A 17,523-nucleotide genomic window follows, 5' to 3' on the forward strand; every position below is an offset into this window, starting at 1 on the left:
GCCTCAAATGCCGTGGGTCTGCAGCCAGAACTCGAGCAGTGCGACCTGCCAGAGCTTGGAGCCGCGCAGTGGTGTGATGTGGTCCTCCGGCGCCTCGAGCAGCGTTCGGAGGTATTCCGGCCGGACGAGTCCGCGATCCCGGGCAGCCTGCCGATTCAGAATCTGCTGCACGAACTCGAGGTATTCGCCGCGGATGTACTTCAGTGCCGGTACCGGGAAATAGCCCTTGGGCCGGTCTATGACGCCCGCCGGTATCACCGCACGCGCCGCTTCCTTGAGCACGTACTTGCCGTCTTCGCGTACCTTGTGTTCGGGCGGGATGCGGGCCGCGAGCTCGACCAGCTCGTGGTCGAGGAAGGGCACGCGGGCCTCGAGGCCCAGGCCATGGTCATGTTGTCGACCCGCTTGACCGGATCGTCGACCAGCATGATGTGGCTGTCGAGGCGCAGCGCCTTGTCGATCGCCGTGGCGGCGCCGGGCTGCGCGAAGTGGGACTCGATGAACTGGCGACTGTAGTCCTCGGACAGCCACTCGGGGCTCAGCAGGCGGGCCATGCCTGCCTGGTCGCGGTCGCAGAAAACGCGGGCATAGTCGCTCACCGGATCCTGGCTGGTGGCCAGCGGCGGGTACCAGTGGTAGCCGCCGAACACCTCGTCGGCGCCCTGGCCGCTCTGGACCACCTTGACGTGCTCGGCGACCTTCTGCGACAGCAGAAAGAAGCCGATCACGTCGTGGCTGACCATCGGTTCGCTCATCGCCCGCACGCATTCCTGAAGCGACGGCAGCAGGCGGCTGCTGTCGACGAACAGCTGATGGTGCTCGGTGCCGAAGTGGTCGGCGATCAGGTCCGAGTATTTGAATTCGTCGCCGATCTCGCTGCCGACGGTTTCGAAACCGACCGAGAAGGTGTTGAGATTCTGCTGGCCCTGTTCGGCCAGCAGGCCGACGATCAGGCTCGAGTCGAGGCCGCCGGAGAGCAGTACGCCGACCGGCACGTCTGCCTCCAGGCGACGCTTGACGGACAGCCGCAGCTGGTCGAGCACCCGCTCTTTCCAGTCCTCGAAGCCCAGGTGCCTGTCCTCGTCCCGGCGTTCGTAGGACGGCGCCCAGTAGCTGTGTTCCCGTGCCCGGCCGCTGGCGTCGTATTCGCGGATACTGGCCGGTGCCAGTTTGCGTACGCCGGTCAGCAGGGTGCGGGGCGCCGGTACCACGGCGTGGAAGCTGAAATAGTGGTGCAGTGCCACCGGGTCCAGGGTCTTGTCGATATCGCCGCCGGCCAGCAGCGCCGGCAGGGTCGAGGCGAAGCGCAGGCGCGGACCCTGCTCGCTGTAATAGAGCGGCTTGATGCCGAGGCGGTCGCGGGCCATGACGACGCGCCCGCTGTCACGGTGCCAGACGGTAAAGGCGAACATGCCCTGCAGATGTTGCACGCAGTCGGTATCCCAGGCATGGAACGCCTTGAGGATCACCTCGGTATCGCCGTGGGAGAAGAAGCGGTAGCCCATCCCCTCGAGTTCGCTGCGCAGTGCGCGGTAGTTGTAGATGCAGCCGTTGAAGACGATGCCGAGCCCGAGGTCGTTGTCGACCATCGGCTGCTGGGCATGCTCGCTCAGGTCGATGATCTTCAGGCGTCGGTGACCGACCGCGAGATTGTTCATCTGGAACAGGCCGGCGCCGTCGGGTCCGCGCGGGGCCAGGTTGTCATTCATTCGGGAGACCGCCGACAGGTCGGCCGGGGTTTGGTCAAAACGGATTTCGCCGCAGATACCACACATAAAGTCAGGCTCTCGTCGATTCAGGTATGAAGGCGCCGCAGGGGGCGTCGGGGAGGGGGTGTGCCTGCCTGGTTGTTGTACGGAGGTGCCTCTATCGGATTCCATGTAAGTCCAGGGCGCGATTATTATTTCGTGTTCAAAATAACATAGCACCATTGAAGTCGCAAAAGACGCCACCTTTTCCGGTTATGCCATTTTTTCTTGAAGTTATTGTTAATAAAGGCAAGTTTTTAACATTCGTGATGAAAAGGCGCGGTCGCTGGCAACGGCGTGCGCTGCTGGACGGGTTTCGAAGGGGAGAGCCGCGGTGGCGGTCCTGGCGGACCGCCACCGCTTCGACAGAAGGGCGGCGAGGCGGGTTATTCCTGTTCCAGCGCTTCGCGTATGGTCTGGATAACGCGGGTGGGCAGGCGGCGCAGGGTCAGGGTCTGGCCCTCTTCGTCGAACAGGATGTCGCGGTCGGATTCCTTCGGGCCCAGGGAGCGGCGGGCAAAATCCAGTTGCCAGTTGTCCGACTTGGTCTTGACCTTGCCCAGGGCTCTGAGGGTACCGCTGTGGGGCTGGAACTCCTGCGTTACCTGATAGGGTTCGGTATTGGCGAACTGGCCGAAGGTGGTACCGGAGGATTCGGCCTGTTCCGGCGGGATATAGGCATCGAACAGCCGCTCGATCTCGTTCAGCGAGGCGTGCTGCTTGTCTTCGCGCTGGCGCTCGAGGTAGCTGACCACATCTTCGACCACCTCGTCCTTGCGTTCGTGCAGCTGACGCTGGTTGCAGTAGTCGCGGGTGGCGCGGATCAGTTCGCGGGTGCAATGGCTGGCCGGTACGGCTTCGCTGCAGCCGAACGCGCCGGGGAAGTCCTGGCCGACACTGCCGTTGCGCTTGCCGGGCACGAAGCTCAGGTAGCTGTCCTGCCCACGCTCCAGCCGGGTCAGGTTGACCCGCAGCGCCTGAACCAGGCGCTCGGCCGCCAGAATCCGGGTTTCGACCGGTTGCAGCGTGGCGTCGAGCCCGAGGCGGGTTTCGTGCTCCAGCAGGGCCAGCAGCAGATAATGGTAGCGGTCGCTCTGGTATAGCAGGCATACCAGTTGGCTGTCCTGTTCATCGTCCGGTTGCTCCGCTGAGGCGCTTTCGAGCAGCCGTGACAGGGCGACATCCGCGAGGTTGCCGAGGTCTGCCTCGTCGAGGGCGCCGGTCATCGCCAGCAGTGCGCCGGCAAAGGGGTGTTCCTGCAGGCTTTCTTCACCGAAGGCGCCATGGGTCAGGGCCGAGCGGCGCCCGAAGCTGCCACTGACCGCTTCGAACAGCTGTTGTACGCAGGGGCTGGCTGGATCCAGCTCGCGACGGTCGCCGGCTGCCCGGCTGAGGGCTCGGATCTCGATTTTTTTCAGTTCCATGACACTTCCAACGCGGATTTGGGACCGCATGATTTTACGTCAAAGGCATGGCGCGGCGCGAGTCGCGACTGCCGGGTCGGCGGATGGATGCCCGGCGTCGGAGCAGGAAGAGAGGACACGGAAAACGATCGATTGAAGCGGAAGGATACTCGCTGGAGAGGGCCTGATCTTCAATTCCCGTACTACATCCGTGCCGCTTAAGCTTAGACCGGAAGGTCAGAATTTTTCCAGCGTTTTTTGAAAACAGACTTTTTGTATGCAGCTTATGCGTGACGGCAGCCGCGGTGCCGGCGGCTATAAGACAACAGGCTCCGGACACCGCCCGAAGCCATCTGCTCAGTCGAAATAATTTTCGTCATATCCGCTGCTGATCTGGCGCGCCAGCAACCGTTCTTCCATGCGCTCTTCTATCTGGCGGCGCTTCTTGCTGTTGTAGCTGACTTTTTTGACGCGGTTGCCGCCGTCTTTTTCATCAAACTCTTCGTCCCAGTCCTCGATATCGTCCATGGGGACTTGATCGACACGAATCTTGGTGCCCATCGGCTCTCGTTCTCACATCTCAGGTTGCTATCAGGCGGTCAAGGACGGACCGCCGGTTGAAAACGTATCGAGGCGGACCGGCTGGGGGTTGACAGTCCGCTGCGCCTCTTTTCGGCGAATATATAGCAGCTTCGAAGCCCTGGTAAAGAGAATTTTCCGGACTCGTCGATATTTTTTTCCATCGGGCGCAACCGCAGCAGCCAGGCGGCCTGCAGAGCGGTCGGGTGGTTGTGGGCAGGGCTTTGACATGGCATTGGGCAGGCGGTGGCACTAGATGAAAATTTTTCGAGTTCCATGTCTTGGGCCAGGCAGTGGCGAGGGGATAGAATGCGCCCTCGCAGTACAGGAAGCCCGCCATGACAGGGATATGCAGCCACTGTAAAAGACTCATCGACTCAGCCTTCGAGACCCGGCCCCACGACGCTCTGGTCTACAAGGGGCAGGGTGCCGAGGGTGATCTCTACCGTTGCAGCCTCTGCGGCAGCTGCTTCGAGTTCACCACGGAACATATCTACCTGCTGGGCGTCGATGCCGTCCTTCCCGAGTCCTTGCTGCCTCCCGCCCGACGAGCCTGAGCGCATGCGCCACGCCCCCGGCATCAAAATACCGGATCAAGGGGGCCGGCCACAAGCGCCATTCCTGTCCGAAAGCCCTTGAGTGCTCCTGAAAAGCCCGCTGGCCGGTCGCTCGAAAGTGCAGCGCTCAGTAGTCCAGATAGTCATCATCGAAGACGTCGCGTATCTGCTGTTTCAGCGCGCGCTCTTCGAGCAGCTGCTCGATCCTGCGTCGGGCGGCGGGGTCGATGGTTTTGCGTTTGGGCTTGTCCTCGTCTTCAATAATCGGTTCCGAGTCCCAATCCACGATATCGTCTTCGTCGGTGAGGTCCTGGCTCTTGTGTTTCTTGCTCATGACACTGCTCTCGATATCTGATCCGAATGCAAACATAGTGAGGCCCGCGGTTTCGCAAGGGGCTCGTGCGAGCGGCGGCCAGTACCGGAAAGGGGCCGGTCGGCGCCTGTTACCCCATTATTATGGAACAGATCCTGATGCTTGCCGCATTCCCCTGCGGATGAATCGGCAGGGGGATGTGGGGCGGCTCAGCGGGGGCTGAAACCGAGGCCTTGAAAAAGCCGGGCGAGAATGCCGGCAGCTTCGTCGCGCTGCTGTCGCGAGTCGTACAGCAGTACCGTGTCGCCCTCGGAATAGTAGGCTCCCAGTAGTGCCGGAAGCCGGGTTCCGGCACGGAATGCCGATCGATTGGTCAGTCCGTTGCACTCGAACGAACCCGGTCGCTGGGGATCGTATACCCAGCGTCCGCCGAGCCAGGTCGGAGGCCTGCCTGCATCGATGGCGAAGCACAGGCGTGCCGGGCGCAGTACCAGCGCAAAATGGCGGCCCAGCTTCGAGTCTTCCAGGCGCAGCGACGTGGCGGTGGTATGGCCGCTGAGGCTCCAGGCCACGAAGCCGCTGTCGCCGCGGTCGTTGCGGAACAGCATCATCAGCCGGTCCCGCTTGGGCGACCAGTGGCTGCCGAGGTAGGTATAGTCCCGTGCCAGGATTTCGGCGTGGCGGCTATCGTACAGCGCCTGGCGGTAGTAGCTTTCGAGAAAGGCGCGGGCCAGTTCCTCGTCGCCGGTCATGATCGAGTCCAGCTGCGGATCCACCGGGTCCGGATGAATCCGCGTTTCGCGCTGGGGCGGTTCGGCAGGTGCCGGCGCGGGCACGGGCTCGGGTGCGGTCGGTGGAGGGGTGCCGGCACAGCCGGCCAGCAGGCCGAGCAGCAGTAGCGCAATGGGCAGACGCATGGAAAGAGTCCTTGGTGAGTGTTTCTGTAGTCCGTCAGACGGTATTGTAAGGCAGTCGGCGGCATTTGACAGTCGCGGCCGAAGGCGTTGTTTTGATCCCCATTAATGTTGCGGCTGCGATATGGCCTAGAATTAGCCATCATCCGTCTGAACCCGGAGCGGGGTATCCTGCATCGAAGCCGACGGATCCCGGGGTGTGCGTTCAGTCAGAACAGGAAGTGCCGAGTGTCGACCCAATACCTCAAGCGATTTTTCAAGCCCGATTCCATTGCCGTATTCGGGGCGTCCGAGCGGGCCGACAGCATGGGTGGTGCCGTGCTGCAGAATCTGCGCGCCGGCGGCTTCCCGGGTGAACTGATCGCGGTCAATGCCCAGGGTACAGCCAGGTCCATGGCGTACCCTGCGTCAAGAGCGTCAGCGAGCTGCCGAGCATGCCGGATCTCGCCATCATCTGCTCGCCGCCCCATACCGTGGCCGATATCATCCGCAAGCTCGGTGCACACATGGTCAGGGCAGCGCTGATCCTGACCGGCGGTCTCTCGATCCGTGACAGCAAGACCGAGCGCTCGTTGCATGAAGAGGTGCTCGATGCGGCACGCCCCTATGGCATCCGTATCCTGGGTCCCGATTGCATGGGGCTGCTGGTGCCGGGGTCGCAGATGAATGCCAGCTATGCCCATGTCAATATCCGCATGGGCAAGGTGGCCTACGTCGGTCAGTCGGGACTGATCGGTACGGCGATGATCGACTGGGCCAATGGCCAGGAGATCGGTTTTTCCCACTTTCTGACCCTGGGTGACAGTGTCGATGTCGGCATGCCGGCGATCATCGACTATCTCGCCAAGGATCCCTATACCCATGCCATACTGCTGCAGCTGGACCGGATGACGGGGCGGGCAAGGGACTTTCTTTCCGCGGTGCGGGCGGCCTCGCGCAACAAGCTGGTGCTGGTGCTCAAATCCGATATCGTGCAGGACGACCAGCACCATACGGTGCTTGCGCCGGGCGTCCATGACGAGGACCTGGTCTATGATGCTGCGCTGCGCCGTGCCGGGGTGTTGCGCGTCGAGAGCTCGGACCAGCTGTTCAACGCGCTGGAGACGCTGTCGCGCATGAAGCCGATGCGCGGCGAGCGTCTGGCGATTGTCTGCAACGGCATGGGGCCCAATGCGCTGGCGACCGACCGTTTGCTCAGGAGTCGCGGGCAGTTGGCGCAACTCGCGGACGAGACCCGCGAAGCCCTGGCGGCTCTGCTGCCGGGTTTCTGGAATCAGCGCAATCCCGTGGATCTCAATGCCGATGCCACGCCCGCCCGTTTTGCCGAGGCGGTGCGCCTGCTGACACGGGATCCGGGCGTGGATGCGGTGCTGGTGATCCATGCGCCGACCTGGCCTGCGCCCGGTGTCGAAACCGCCGAGGCGGTCATCGAGGCGGCCCGCAAGACCCCGCGCAACGTGCTGACCTGCTGGATGGGTCGGGCCACCGCGATCGCCGCACGCAACCGTTTCAATACGGCCGGAATCGCGACCTTCATCACGCCGGAGGAGGCGGTCGATGCCTTCATGCAGATGGTCGAGTACAGGCGCAACCAGGAGGTGATGCGCCAGACGCCGGCGCCCTATCTGGAGCAGAACAGCCAGAACCATCTGCGCGCGCGCGCGCTGGTCGAGGCGGCTCGGGAGGAGGGCGCGATTACCTGCGTCATGCCGAGGCCTGCGAGCTGCTCGATCTTTACGATATCCCCGTGGCCCACAGCTACTATGCCGACAGTGTCGAGGGGGTCGTCGATATCGCCAAGCGCCTCGGAGGCTCGGTGGCGGTGCGCGCGCTTCACAGCGAAAACGTCTACCCGTTCAGCTACGACGACAGGGGCCGGCAGCGCTGGCGGGATCTGGCGCTCGATCTCTACTCGATCAACGAGGTCAAGCATGCCACCACCCGGCTCGAGTACCGGGTGCGGGAGCGTTTCTCCGACGATCAGATCATGGGCTTCTGCGTGCAGCAGATGAAACGCGGTTTTCAGTCGCTGCAGATCAATGTCGGGGTAACGCGGGATCCTACTTTCGGTCCGCTGCTGCTGTTCGGAGCCGGCGGCTATGCCGTGGACGTACTGGCCGATCGCCAGCTGATGCTGCCGCCGCTGAATCTGGCACTGGCCCAGGCGCTGGTCCGCAGCTCCCGTGTCTGCGAAATCATCAGCGAGAACAGTTACCAGGTGGAGCGTGATATCGAGCAGCTCTGCGAACTGCTGATCAAGCTGTCTGAAATGGTGGTGGATCTGCCGCAACTGACCGGGCTCGAGATCAATCCGCTGTTGCTCAACAAGCGCGGTCTGCTGGCGGTGGATCTGGCGGTGTCGATCGGCCCACCCGCCTGCCTGGCGATCTCGCCCTATCCCGAACACCTGAGCGAGTCGATCCGGCTGCGCCGTTCGGGCAGGCCTGCCGTGGTGCGCGCGATTCGTGGCGAGGACGAGCCGGATCATCTCGAGTTCTACAGGCACCTGAGCCCGGAGTCGATCCGGCTGCGCTATTTTTACAGCCGCGGTGTGCCGACCCACCAGGAGCTGGCGACCTGGACCCAGATCGATTATGACCGGGAGATGGCCTTTATCGTATCGGCACCGCGGCTCGATGGCTTGCCGGGCAACGAAACCCTCGGTGTGGTGCGTGCGGTAACCGATGCGGACAACGTGCGCAGCGAGTTTTCGATCGTGATTCGGGACGACCTCCAGGGCGAGGGTCTGGGCGTGATACTGATGCAGAAAATCATCGACTATTGCCGCAGGCGCGGTACCCTGCAGCTCTACGGCTCGACACTGCCGAGCAACAAGGGCATGCAGGGACTGGCCCGCAAGCTGGGATTCAGTACCCGTTTCAATGCCGAGGAAGACGTGGTCGACATGAAGATGATGCTCAACGAACCGACCGAAGAGTGGCAGATGTACCGGTTGCAGCAGTGAGGCGGGAATGGACGGAATGCGACAGCAGGTTGGCATGACGGCCGGGCCCGGGGCCTGAGCGATGCAGAGCGGATCTGGCAGGTGGTGGCATTGATACCGCCGGGGCGGGTATGCAGCTACGGCCAGGTGGCGCTCCTGGCGGGACTGCCGCGCCGGGCGCGGCTGGTGGGGCGGGTGCTAAGCCGCTTGCCGAAAGACTCGGGGCTGCCCTGGCATCGGGTGCTCAATGCCCGTGGCGAGATATCGCTGCCGGCGGGCAGCGACGGCGCCCTGCAGCAGCGCCGGCGACTCGAGGCCGAAGGCGTCTGTTTTATCCGCGGCCGGGTGCCGTTGCGTTCTTTTCTCTGGGACGGTGCCTGAAGCCGGGGATCAGCCGCCGCAATAGAGGTCGTGCAGCGTCTCGATGACGCGTGTAGCCCGGTCGCCGTCCAGCGAGTAGTAAATGGTCTGGGACTCGCGCCGGGTGCGGACCAGGCCATCGTTGCGCAGCACCGCCAGGTGCTGCGACAGGGCCGACTGGCTGAGGTCGAGGCTCTGGTTCAGTTCACCGACCGACAGTTCCCGGCCCTGCAGGTAGCAGAGGATCAGCAGGCGGTGCTCGTTGCTCAGGGCGCGCATTAACCGGGCGGCCTGGGCGGCGTTGGCTTTCATGTCGGCCAGGGACGGCGTGCGGGTGTCGAGGGTCGGGGCCTGTGCTGGCAAGAAAGTGCTCCTGTTCTGGGTATAGCGTTCAGCGCAATTCTACGCCACCGCTGTTTAGATCGCAATTTGCTAATGTATGGCTCTGGCCGCCGGCCGGATGAGCGGGGCTGGCGTGCGGCTCAGGCCAGGCCGTGCCGGGGTTCAGGCGGGAGCCTCCCCGGTGCCCGTCTCGGGATTCATGAAGGCGTCGAGACCCTGTTGCACCAGCTCCCAGGTGCGATCGATGTTGTCGGCGATATCGCCCTGCAAAACCCCCAGGCCGTCGAGCAGCTCCCGCGCCTCGTCGAAGCCCTGCTGGATGCCGCCCCGGATCAGCTCGGTGAAGCGGGCGCGGCCTTCATCTTCGGCCAGCTCCGGATGCTGCTCGAGATACTGCGGCAGGAAGGCGGTGGTCAGGGAGACGATGCGACCGGCCGTGGCTTCGGGGCTGACATCCAGGCCCTGATCAAGGCTCGTCTGCAGCGCCTCGCCCCCGAGTTTTCCGGTCAGCACTTCGTTGATCCTGTCGATGGCCGCCCGGTACAGCAGCTCCATCGACCTGTTGCCGCTGGAGATGCTGACCTGCAGGGAGGCATCGAGAATGGCCCGGTTCTGCTGGTCTCTGCTCGAGGTCCCGAAGTCCTTGTCGCTTCGGGCCTCGGCCGACACCTCTTTGCCGATGCCGCCAGCCGGGCGCTGATCCGAGCGGGCCAGCTGCGACACCTGCTGACCGAAATTGGGTTTGATCTCCATCGTTGAGCTCCATGGGGGAACAGTTGGGCATTTTAACGGCAGCATGGCGGCAAAGGTGAATGAAAACTGTTCATGCAAAGTCCGACTGGCCGTGTCGTACCCGTCGTCCCAGGCGCTGGCTGGCCAGGGTGCGATTGCGTCCTGCGCGCTTGGCCGCATAGAGGGCCTTGTCCGCCTGCTGCATCACCGCGTCGGCATCCGGGCAGGTCGGACTGCGTTCGCACAGCCCGATACTGACGGTCACCTGCACCGGTTTGTCCGCGTTTCGGGCGCGGCGCTGCTGGCGCCCGGATTTGGCGTTATCGGGGCGGTTCGGCTGGCGGATCTGCAGCGGATACTGTGCGATCGCCTCGCGCAGCTGTTCAAGATGGGGCAGTGCCTCGCTCTCGCCCTTGCCCCGGAACAGCACCGTGAACTCCTCGCCGCCGTAGCGGAATACCCGGCCGCCGCCGCCGACGCGTCGAAGCTGTGACGCCACCAGGCGCAATACCTGGTCGCCGGCATCATGGCCGTAACGGTCGTTGAACTGCTTGAAGTGATCGATATCCATCATCGCGAGGGTGTAGCGCCGGCCCAGGCTGGCGAGCTGCTCCTGCAATGCCCTCCGGGCCGGTATGCCGGTCAGTTCGTCGACGAAGGCCAGCTGGTGCGAATGAAGGATCAGCGCCTGGCTCAGCATCAGCTGCATGGCGGTAAAGAGCAGCGGCGAGATCTGCGGCCGGTCGAACCCGTAGAAGAGTGCCGGCAGTGCCAGCAGAACACCGAACAGGGCCCCATCGCTGCGGCTGCGACGAAAATAGAGCACGGTCGCGCTGAGCAGCAGGGTCAGGGCGCAGAGCAGGGCACTGCCTTCGCTGAGATAGTGACCTGCGACCTGCAGCTCGAGCATCGCCGCCGGCAGCCTGCTCAGCCAGGGGCCGAGCAGTTGCTGTTGCCAGAGCAGCCAGAGTATCGGGTAGAGCGCCAGCGGGATCAGCTGCGGCAGCAGTCGGCGACGATTGCGCAGACCCCGTTCGGGTGCCAGGCAGATCAGCAGCTGGCTGACTGGCAGCTGCAGTGTCAGCAGGCTGAACAGGACGAAATTGTCGGGCCGGGCCAGCGGTGTCTGCAGGCAGAGCTGGATCAGCAGGTAGGCGGCAAGCAGGTTGAGCGTCGAAAGCAGCAACCGGCTCTGGTTGAACAGATAGCCCAGCAGCAGGTTGGCGCCACCGAGCAGGTACGGCAGCACCGCAAGCAGGAGTTGCAGTTGCGGGCCGAGATCGACCAGGCTGCCCTGCAACAGGACCCCGCCGGCGAGCAGCAGCAGCGGCATAAACAGCATGCGAAGCAGTTCAACGGGCACGGGGGCACTATCCTTAGCATCAGGAACCTGCTGATCCTAGCAGACTGCCCGCTGTTCGGGGAGCGCGGGGTGCCGGTTTTTCCGAGTCGGCGGCGGTGCGTTGCCGTCGCCGGATTCGTTCGGGTCAAGAAAGGGGCTGTCCCCGGGAGACGCTATGACGCCGCTAAACAAGATCCTCGTCAATCTCGAAGAGCAGCATGGCAACGACCAGGCGCTCGACAAGGCGGCCTGGCTGGCCGAGCGTACCGGCGCTGCGATCGAGCTGTTCTGCTGCTGCTTCAACCTGGCACTGCGCAATGCCTGGCTGTTCGACAAGGAGGCCGGACTGCATGCCCAGCATGCCTACCTGCGGCAGATCGAATCCAAACTGGATCGCATTGCCGAGACTTTGGAGGGACGCGGCTTCAGTGTCGGCGTCGATGTGGCCTGGGACCGGCATCACTCGGAAGGGGTGATCCGCAAGGCACTGCGTTACGAACCCGACCTGGTGATCCATCAGGTCGCCAGGCACAGCCGGTTGGGGCACTACCTGCTGGCGCACCACGACTGGCAACTGCTGCGCGATTGCGCCCTGCCGCTGTTGCTGGTCAAGGATCACCGCTGGCACCAGGCTCCTCGCATTGCCGCCTGTGTCGACCCTTTCCACGAGGGCGACAACTCCGGGGCGCTGGATCGCCATCTGCTGCAGCAGGCGGCCTGGCTGAGCGAACATGCCGGTGGCAGCCTTCATGCGGTGCACAGCTACCAGACGCTGCCGCAGTCGGCGATCTTCGACGAGCATGTGGTCACCGATTATGAAGCGCTGCAGAAGCGGGTCTCGCAGCAGCATCAGGTCGCGTTGCGACGGCTGCTGGAGCCGTTCATGGATCCGGAGGGGAGCAGGTGCACCTGCTGAAAGGGGAGAGCCACGTGACGCTGCCCCGTTTCGCCCAGGAGCAGGACATCGACGTCATGGTGATGGGCTCGGTGGCCCGCGGTTTTATCGATCGCCTGCTGCTCGGCAGCACCGTCGAGCGGGTGCTCGACGAGCTGGCGTGCGACATCCTGGTGATCAAGCAGCCGGGCTTCGTCAGCCCGGTGAAGCCGTAAGCAGGGTGACGCGGTACAGGTTACGCGTCACGTCTAACCTTCAAATATCGAACGTCGCCCAGACCGGGGCGTGGTCCGACGGTTTTTCCATGCCGCGGATCTCGTAATCGATACCGGCGTCGGTACAGCGCTCGCCCAGTGCCGTGGTCGCGAGAATGGTGTCGATACGCAGGCCCCGTTTCGGTTCGCGTTCGAAGCCGCGGCTGCGATAGTCGAACCAGCTGAAATGCGCGTCGTCGCCGGGGCGTATCAGGCGATAGGTATCGACCAGTCCCCAGTCCTTGAGGCGCTGCAGCCATTCCCGCTCCTCCGGCTGGAAGCTGGTTTTGCCGTCGCGCAGCCAGCGCTTGCGGTTGGGCTCGCCGATGCCGATATCGATATCTTCCGGTGAGATATTGAGGTCGCCCATCACCACCAGCGGCTCCGTCGGGTCGCAGTGTTGCTGCAGGTGTGCAAGCAGGTCGGCGTAGAACTTGCGCTTGGCCGGGAACTTGACCGCGTGGGCGATGTTCTCGCCCTGGGGGAAGTAGCCGTTGATGACCGTGACCAGCTCACCGCTGCTGCCGGGATAGCGGCCGATGATCAACCGCTTCTGGGCATCGCCGTCATCGTCGAGGAAGCCCTTCTGCAGCGCCGCCGGGGCTCTTTCGAGATCAGGCAGACGCCGTAATGCCCTTTCTGGCCGTGGTAGGCCACCTGGTAGCCCAGCGCTTCGATCGCCGCGACCGGAAACTCCTCGTCGGTGACCTTGGTCTCCTGGATGCCGATGACATCCGGCTGATGGGCGGCGATCAGCGCTTCGAGCTGATGCAGGCGCGCGCGAATTCCGTTGGTGTTGAACGAGACCAGTTTCATGTCCCGGTGCCCTCCTGGTGACAAAGGGCGGGAGTTTAGCACGCCACCCGGGGACTGTCGTTTCCGCCTGATGGCGGCGCGTTCGGGTTCGGAACAGATGCCGCGGCGGCGTCGGGGGTGCTGGACCGGGCCTTATCGAAGCGGGATCGCAAGGGGGTATCAATTGAAATGTTATATTATTACATGATATAAAGCGCGTCATTCTTGTTTTGTTATGACATAACGTTAACTTTCTGGTGTGGCGAATAATGAAAACTCTCGCGTTAGCAGCACTACTTTGTCTGGCTCTGGTCCAGCCGGTCCAGGCGGATGCCGACCGCTCACTCGATGTGGCGGCACCTTTCGAGATCAAGGGCGCCGATCCGGCGCTGTCCGGCTCGATATTTCAGCGCATGGGCATCGCCGAAACCCTGGTCGATGCCGATTCTGACGGCCGCCTCGAACCGGGGCTTGCGACCGGCTGGTCGGTATCACCGGATGGGCGGGTCTGGCGCTTCGATGTGCGCCCCGGCGTGCGCTTCCACGACGGCAGTCCGTTGACGGCGGATGCCGCCGCCCGGGCGTTACGGGTCGCCCGAAGCAAGCCCGGGCTGCTCGACAAGGCGCCGATTGAAAGCATCGAAGCTGACGGGATGGCGGTGGTCGTACGGCTGTCCGAGCCGCTGGCCGCCCTGCCGGCCTTCCTGTCCGAATACCGGGCGCAGATCCTCGCGCCGGCGGCCTATGGCCAGGACGACCGGGTGGTCGCCGTGATCGGTACCGGACCCTACCGGGTGACGGAAATGACCCCGCCGCTGCGACTCGAAGCCGAGCGCTTCGACGACTACTGGGGTGCGCCGGCCCGGATCGGCCAGGTGAGCTACCGGGCGGTCGGCCGGGTCGAGAGCCGGGCGCTGATGGCCGAAAGCGGCGCTGCCGAATACGTGTTCAATCTGGATCCGGCCAGCCGGGCACGACTGGCCGGCCGCGACAGGCTGGAACTGCTGTCCACGCCGATTCCCCGCGCGCTGATCGTCAAGCTGAACGCCGGCCACCCCTACCTTGCCGATGTCCGGGCACGACGCGCCCTGAGCCTGGCCATCGACCGCGAGGGGCTCGCCAAGGCCGTGCTGCGTTACCCGGCCGCCGCCAACCAGCTGCTGCCGCCGAGTATGGCTGACTGGCACGATCCGGAGGCGGCGCCGCTGCAGCATGATCGCGAGGCGGCGAAGGCGCTGCTGCACGAACTGGGCTGGCAGCCCGGTGCGGACGGCATTCTGCATCGGGACGGCGAACGCTTTTCACTGCAGCTCACCACCTACCCCGACCGCCCCGAGCTGCCGCTGGTTGCCGCGGTGCTCGAGCAGCTCTGGCGCCAGGTCGGGGTCGAGGTGGCGATCAATTCGACCAATTCGTCGGCGATCCCCGAGGGGCATCAGAACGGAACCCTCGAGCTGGCCCTGTTCGCGCGCAACTTCGCGCTGGTACCGGATCCGGTCGGCACCCTGCTGCAGGATTATGCTCCGGCCGGCGACTGGGGCGCCATGGGCTGGCGGCATGACCGCTTCGAGGGTCTGATCCGCGACCTGGCCCGGGGCGAGGGCGGCGCTGACAGCCGGCTGGAGGCGGTCGCGATCCTGCAGCAGGAGCTGCCGGTGATTCCGGTGGCCTGGTACCAGCAGACCGTCGCGGTATCCCGCGCCCTGGAGGGGCCGCGATCGACCCGTTCGAGCGCGATTTCGGTCTCGCCGGACTGCGCTGGAGGAACTGACGGTATGGCGATTATCGGTTATCGATTGCTCCAGGCACTGCTGGTCGCACTGTTCATCGGTGTCTCGACCTTCGTCATGATGCGGGCGCTGCCCGGCGATATGGCCTGGCGCATTGCCGCGCACCGTTACGGCTATGACCAGGTCGATGCCGATGCGGCACGGCTGGTGCGCGAGGAGCTCGGGCTCGAAGGGGCGGGGCCGTCTGCGCTCTGGCACTGGCTGGGTGAGATGGCGCGACTCGACTTCGGCAACTCCCTCGTCAGCGGGCAGCCGGTGCTGGACGAGATCCTGCATCAGCTCGGTGCGACCCTCCAGCTCGCGGCCGTCGCGCTGCTGTTGTCGCTGCTGATCGGTCCGCCGCTCGGCGTCATCGCCGGGCTCAGACCCGGCGGCGCGATCGACCGCGCTCTGCTGGTGCTCTCATCCGCCCTGCGGGCGACACCGCAGTTCCTGCTCGGGCTGCTGCTGATCGTCGTCGTATCGGTCGAGCTGCGCTGGCTGCCGGCGGCCGGCCATGGCGAGGTCGGCCACTTCATCCTGCCGGCGCTGACGCTGGCCCTCGGCCTGGCGGCACTGTCGGCGCGGATCGCCCGGGATGCGATGGCCGCCGTGGCCGAGGCGCCCTTCTATGCCTTCGCCCGGCACAAGGGCTTGAGCGATCAACAGGTGTTGCTGCGCCACGGACTGCGCAATATCGCGGTGCCGCTGGTCACCTGTCTGGGGTTGCAGTTCGTTGCCCTGGTCGAAGGGGTCGTCGTGGTCGAAAGCATCTTCGGCTGGCCGGGTATCGGCCATGCCCTGGTTCATGCGATCTTCGGCCGCGATGTGCCGATGGTGCAGGGGACGGCCCTGGTGCTGGGGCTGGGCTTCGTGCTGGTCAATGCATCGATCGACGGGGTCGTGCGCAGGCTCGATCCCCGGGGAGGCAGAGCATGAATCGGATGGAGCCGTTCGCATGCTGTCATACCGGGGGCGCTGGTCCTGGTCCCGGCTGTTGGGAGGATTGCTGCTGACGGCGGTGGCGGGCTTTGCCTGGCTGGTGCCCTGGCTGGTGCCGGGCGACCCCTATGCCCAGTCGCTGCTCGATGCGCTCGGCGCCCCCGAGGCTGCGGCGCCCTTCGGCTATGATCATCTCGGCCGGTCGATGATCCAGCGCCTGGCCGGGGCGCTGAGGCTGTCGCTGCTGATCGCGCTGGCGGCCGTCGTTTGCGCCTTCACCTTCGGCATGCTGCTCGGTGTGCTGGCTGCCTGGCGCGGTGGCTGGATCGACCGGGTGCTGGTGCTGATCGCGGACAGCATCCAGGCGCTGCCAGGGTTGTTGCTGGTGCTCCTGGTGCTGGCCATGTTGCCGGTCAAGCCGCTGGCGCTGGCCGTCGGCCTTGGCCTGGTGCTCTGGATCGAGTTTTTCCGCCTGACCCGCGCCAGCTGTCGCAGCCTGGTGGCGAGCCCCGGTGTTAAGGCCTCGGGCCTGCTGGGGTTCGGGCCTTTCTACATCTTCCGCCGGCACCTGTGGCCCGAGATCGCGCCGGTACTGCTGACCGCCGGCGCCTTCGGTGGCGTGACGGCCATCATGACGGTCGCGGCTCTCGGTTTCGTCAGTGTCGGCATGCGGGCGCCGACGCCGGAGCTCGGGCTGATGATGGTCGAGCTGCTGCCCTACTGGCGCGAAGCGCCGGCGGCGCTGCTGCAGCCGGTGATCGCGATCTTCCTGGTGTTGCTGGGACTCAACCTTGTTGCAGGAGGGCGCAAGCCATGACAGCGGTACTGACTGCCAGCGATATCAGCGTCGTCGACGCCCGGGGGCGTAACCTGCTCGAGCCCGTCAGTTTCCGGCTTGAGCCGGGCCGGCCGCTGGTCGTGCTGGGCGAAACCGGCTCCGGCAAGAGTCTGCTGAGCCAGGCGATCATCGGCACGCTGCCTGAAGGGCTGACGGCGAGCGGGCGCATCTGTCTCGGCGATGCCGTTTTCAGCGCCTCGCAGCCGCAGACGTTCCGATCCCTGTGGGGACGGGCTGTGGCGCTGCTGCCGCAGGAGCCCTGGCTGTCGCTCGATCCGCTGATGCGGGTGCAGCCGCAGGTCGCCGAGACGCACCGGCTGGTGAGGGGGCTGGGTGGCCGGGCGGCAACAGAGGCGGCACAGACCGATCTCGCGGCCCTGGGGCTGGCCGGAGCGCAACGCCGATACCCGCATCAGCTGTCGGGCGGCATGGCGCAGCGGGCGGCTTTCGCCGCGGCGCGTGCCGGTGGCGCGCGCATCCTGCTGGCCGACGAGCCGACCAAGGGGCTCGATGCGGCCCGCCGCGATGAGGTGGCCGGGCTGCTGCTGCGCGAGGTGGCCGCCGGCGGCTCGTTGCTGGTCATCACCCACGATCTGGCGCTGGCGCAGCGCCTGGGGACGAGGTGCTCGTCATCCGCCACGGTAAGCTGGTCGAGCGGAGCGGCACCGCGGCCTTCCTGGAGGCACCCGGCAGCGACTATGGCCGGCGTTTCGTGGCGGCCGACCCGCGGCGCTGGCCCCCGGCGGCGGCAGCTCCGGCAGCGGCGCCGCCGTTGCTCGAGGCCCGGAACCTGAGG

15 protein-coding genes and 3 pseudogenes are annotated in these 17,523 nt (G+C 64.9%); 9 read left to right on the top strand and 9 right to left on the bottom strand.

Annotated features, from left to right (window positions below; genetic code table 11):
- Positions 1-3: 3 nt before the first annotated feature.
- The 3 genes and pseudogenes from ACFQDL_RS21450 to ACFQDL_RS21460 all read right to left on the bottom strand — a co-directional run bounded on the left by ACFQDL_RS21450 (position 4) and on the right by ACFQDL_RS21460 (position 3,712).
- A pseudogene (locus ACFQDL_RS21450) lies at positions 4-1,931 on the bottom strand (N-acetylglutaminylglutamine amidotransferase).
- Positions 1,932-2,134: 203 nt separating this feature from the next.
- The gene (locus ACFQDL_RS21455) at positions 2,135-3,172 is read right to left on the bottom strand and encodes a nucleoid-associated protein (RefSeq protein ID WP_379910791.1); all 1,038 of its coding nucleotides are present in this window, start codon (positions 3,170-3,172) and stop codon (positions 2,135-2,137) included.
- A 336-nt stretch (positions 3,173-3,508) separates the two neighbouring features.
- Positions 3,509-3,712: a PA3496 family putative envelope integrity protein gene (locus ACFQDL_RS21460; RefSeq protein ID WP_379910792.1), complete on the bottom strand. Its 204-nt coding sequence runs from the start codon at positions 3,710-3,712 to the stop codon at positions 3,509-3,511.
- Positions 3,713-4,068: 356 nt separating this feature from the next.
- Between ACFQDL_RS21460 and ACFQDL_RS21465 the strand changes: the two genes are divergently transcribed.
- Entirely contained in the window at positions 4,069-4,287 is a 219-nt protein-coding gene (locus ACFQDL_RS21465; RefSeq protein WP_379910793.1) for a hypothetical protein, read from the top strand.
- Between the two features lie 127 nt (positions 4,288-4,414).
- Here ACFQDL_RS21465 and ACFQDL_RS21470 read toward each other — a convergent pair whose 3' ends face one another.
- Positions 4,415-4,621: a PA3496 family putative envelope integrity protein gene (locus ACFQDL_RS21470; RefSeq protein ID WP_379910794.1), complete on the bottom strand. Its 207-nt coding sequence runs from the start codon at positions 4,619-4,621 to the stop codon at positions 4,415-4,417.
- Positions 4,622-4,809: 188 nt separating this feature from the next.
- On the bottom strand, positions 4,810-5,517 hold the full coding sequence (locus ACFQDL_RS21475; protein WP_379910795.1) for a hypothetical protein: 708 nt from the start codon (positions 5,515-5,517) through the stop codon (positions 4,810-4,812).
- A gap of 431 nt (positions 5,518-5,948) precedes the next feature.
- Here ACFQDL_RS21475 and ACFQDL_RS21480 point away from each other — a divergent pair.
- The 3 genes and pseudogenes from ACFQDL_RS21480 to ACFQDL_RS21490 all read left to right on the top strand — a co-directional run.
- Positions 5,949-6,563, top strand: a pseudogene (locus ACFQDL_RS21480) (CoA-binding protein); the annotation flags it as partial.
- A 698-nt stretch (positions 6,564-7,261) separates the two neighbouring features.
- Entirely contained in the window at positions 7,262-8,479 is a 1,218-nt protein-coding gene (locus ACFQDL_RS21485) for a GNAT family N-acetyltransferase (protein WP_379910796.1), read from the top strand.
- Between the two features lie 54 nt (positions 8,480-8,533).
- Positions 8,534-8,839: an MGMT family protein gene (locus ACFQDL_RS21490; RefSeq protein ID WP_379913239.1), complete on the top strand. Its 306-nt coding sequence runs from the start codon at positions 8,534-8,536 to the stop codon at positions 8,837-8,839.
- A 9-nt stretch (positions 8,840-8,848) separates the two neighbouring features.
- Here ACFQDL_RS21490 and ACFQDL_RS21495 read toward each other — a convergent pair whose 3' ends face one another.
- From ACFQDL_RS21495 to ACFQDL_RS21505, 3 genes are all read right to left on the bottom strand, one after another.
- Positions 8,849-9,130 (bottom strand): ArsR/SmtB family transcription factor, encoded by a 282-nt coding sequence (locus ACFQDL_RS21495; protein WP_379913241.1) that lies wholly within the window; start codon positions 9,128-9,130, stop codon positions 8,849-8,851.
- 192 nt (positions 9,131-9,322) lie between these two features.
- Entirely contained in the window at positions 9,323-9,913 is a 591-nt protein-coding gene (locus ACFQDL_RS21500; protein WP_379910797.1) for a DUF5610 domain-containing protein, read from the bottom strand.
- A 70-nt stretch (positions 9,914-9,983) separates the two neighbouring features.
- Entirely contained in the window at positions 9,984-11,255 is a 1,272-nt protein-coding gene (locus ACFQDL_RS21505; RefSeq protein WP_379910798.1) for a GGDEF domain-containing protein, read from the bottom strand.
- A gap of 154 nt (positions 11,256-11,409) precedes the next feature.
- On the opposite strand from ACFQDL_RS21505, the gene ACFQDL_RS21510 reads away from it, so the two are divergent.
- Together ACFQDL_RS21510 and ACFQDL_RS21515 are read left to right on the top strand one after the other, a co-directional pair.
- A complete protein-coding gene (locus ACFQDL_RS21510; protein ID WP_379910799.1) occupies positions 11,410-12,150 on the top strand; it encodes a universal stress protein in 741 nt (246 codons plus the stop codon).
- On the top strand, positions 12,138-12,344 hold the full coding sequence (locus ACFQDL_RS21515) for a universal stress protein (protein WP_379910800.1): 207 nt from the start codon (positions 12,138-12,140) through the stop codon (positions 12,342-12,344). The genes ACFQDL_RS21510 and ACFQDL_RS21515 overlap by 13 nt, the downstream gene beginning before the upstream one ends.
- A gap of 40 nt (positions 12,345-12,384) precedes the next feature.
- On the opposite strand, the pseudogene xthA reads toward ACFQDL_RS21515, so the two are convergent.
- Positions 12,385-13,199, bottom strand: a pseudogene (gene xthA / locus ACFQDL_RS21520) (exodeoxyribonuclease III).
- A gap of 248 nt (positions 13,200-13,447) precedes the next feature.
- Here xthA and ACFQDL_RS21525 point away from each other — a divergent pair.
- From ACFQDL_RS21525 to ACFQDL_RS21535, 3 genes are read left to right on the top strand one after another with little or no spacing between them, the layout of a single operon-like run.
- On the top strand, positions 13,448-15,886 hold the full coding sequence (locus ACFQDL_RS21525; protein WP_379910801.1) for an ABC transporter substrate-binding protein: 2,439 nt from the start codon (positions 13,448-13,450) through the stop codon (positions 15,884-15,886).
- Positions 15,887-15,905: 19 nt separating this feature from the next.
- Entirely contained in the window at positions 15,906-16,706 is an 801-nt protein-coding gene (locus tag ACFQDL_RS21530) for an ABC transporter permease (RefSeq protein ID WP_379910802.1), read from the top strand.
- On the top strand, positions 16,703-17,521 hold the full coding sequence (locus ACFQDL_RS21535) for an ATP-binding cassette domain-containing protein (RefSeq protein WP_379910803.1): 819 nt from the start codon (positions 16,703-16,705) through the stop codon (positions 17,519-17,521). Before ACFQDL_RS21530 ends, ACFQDL_RS21535 begins: the two co-directional genes overlap by 4 nt.
- Positions 17,522-17,523: the final 2 nt, after the last annotated feature.

The organism is Marinobacterium aestuariivivens (genome assembly GCF_042661465.1).
GTDB lineage: Bacteria > Pseudomonadota > Gammaproteobacteria > Pseudomonadales > Balneatricaceae > Marinobacterium_A > Marinobacterium_A aestuariivivens.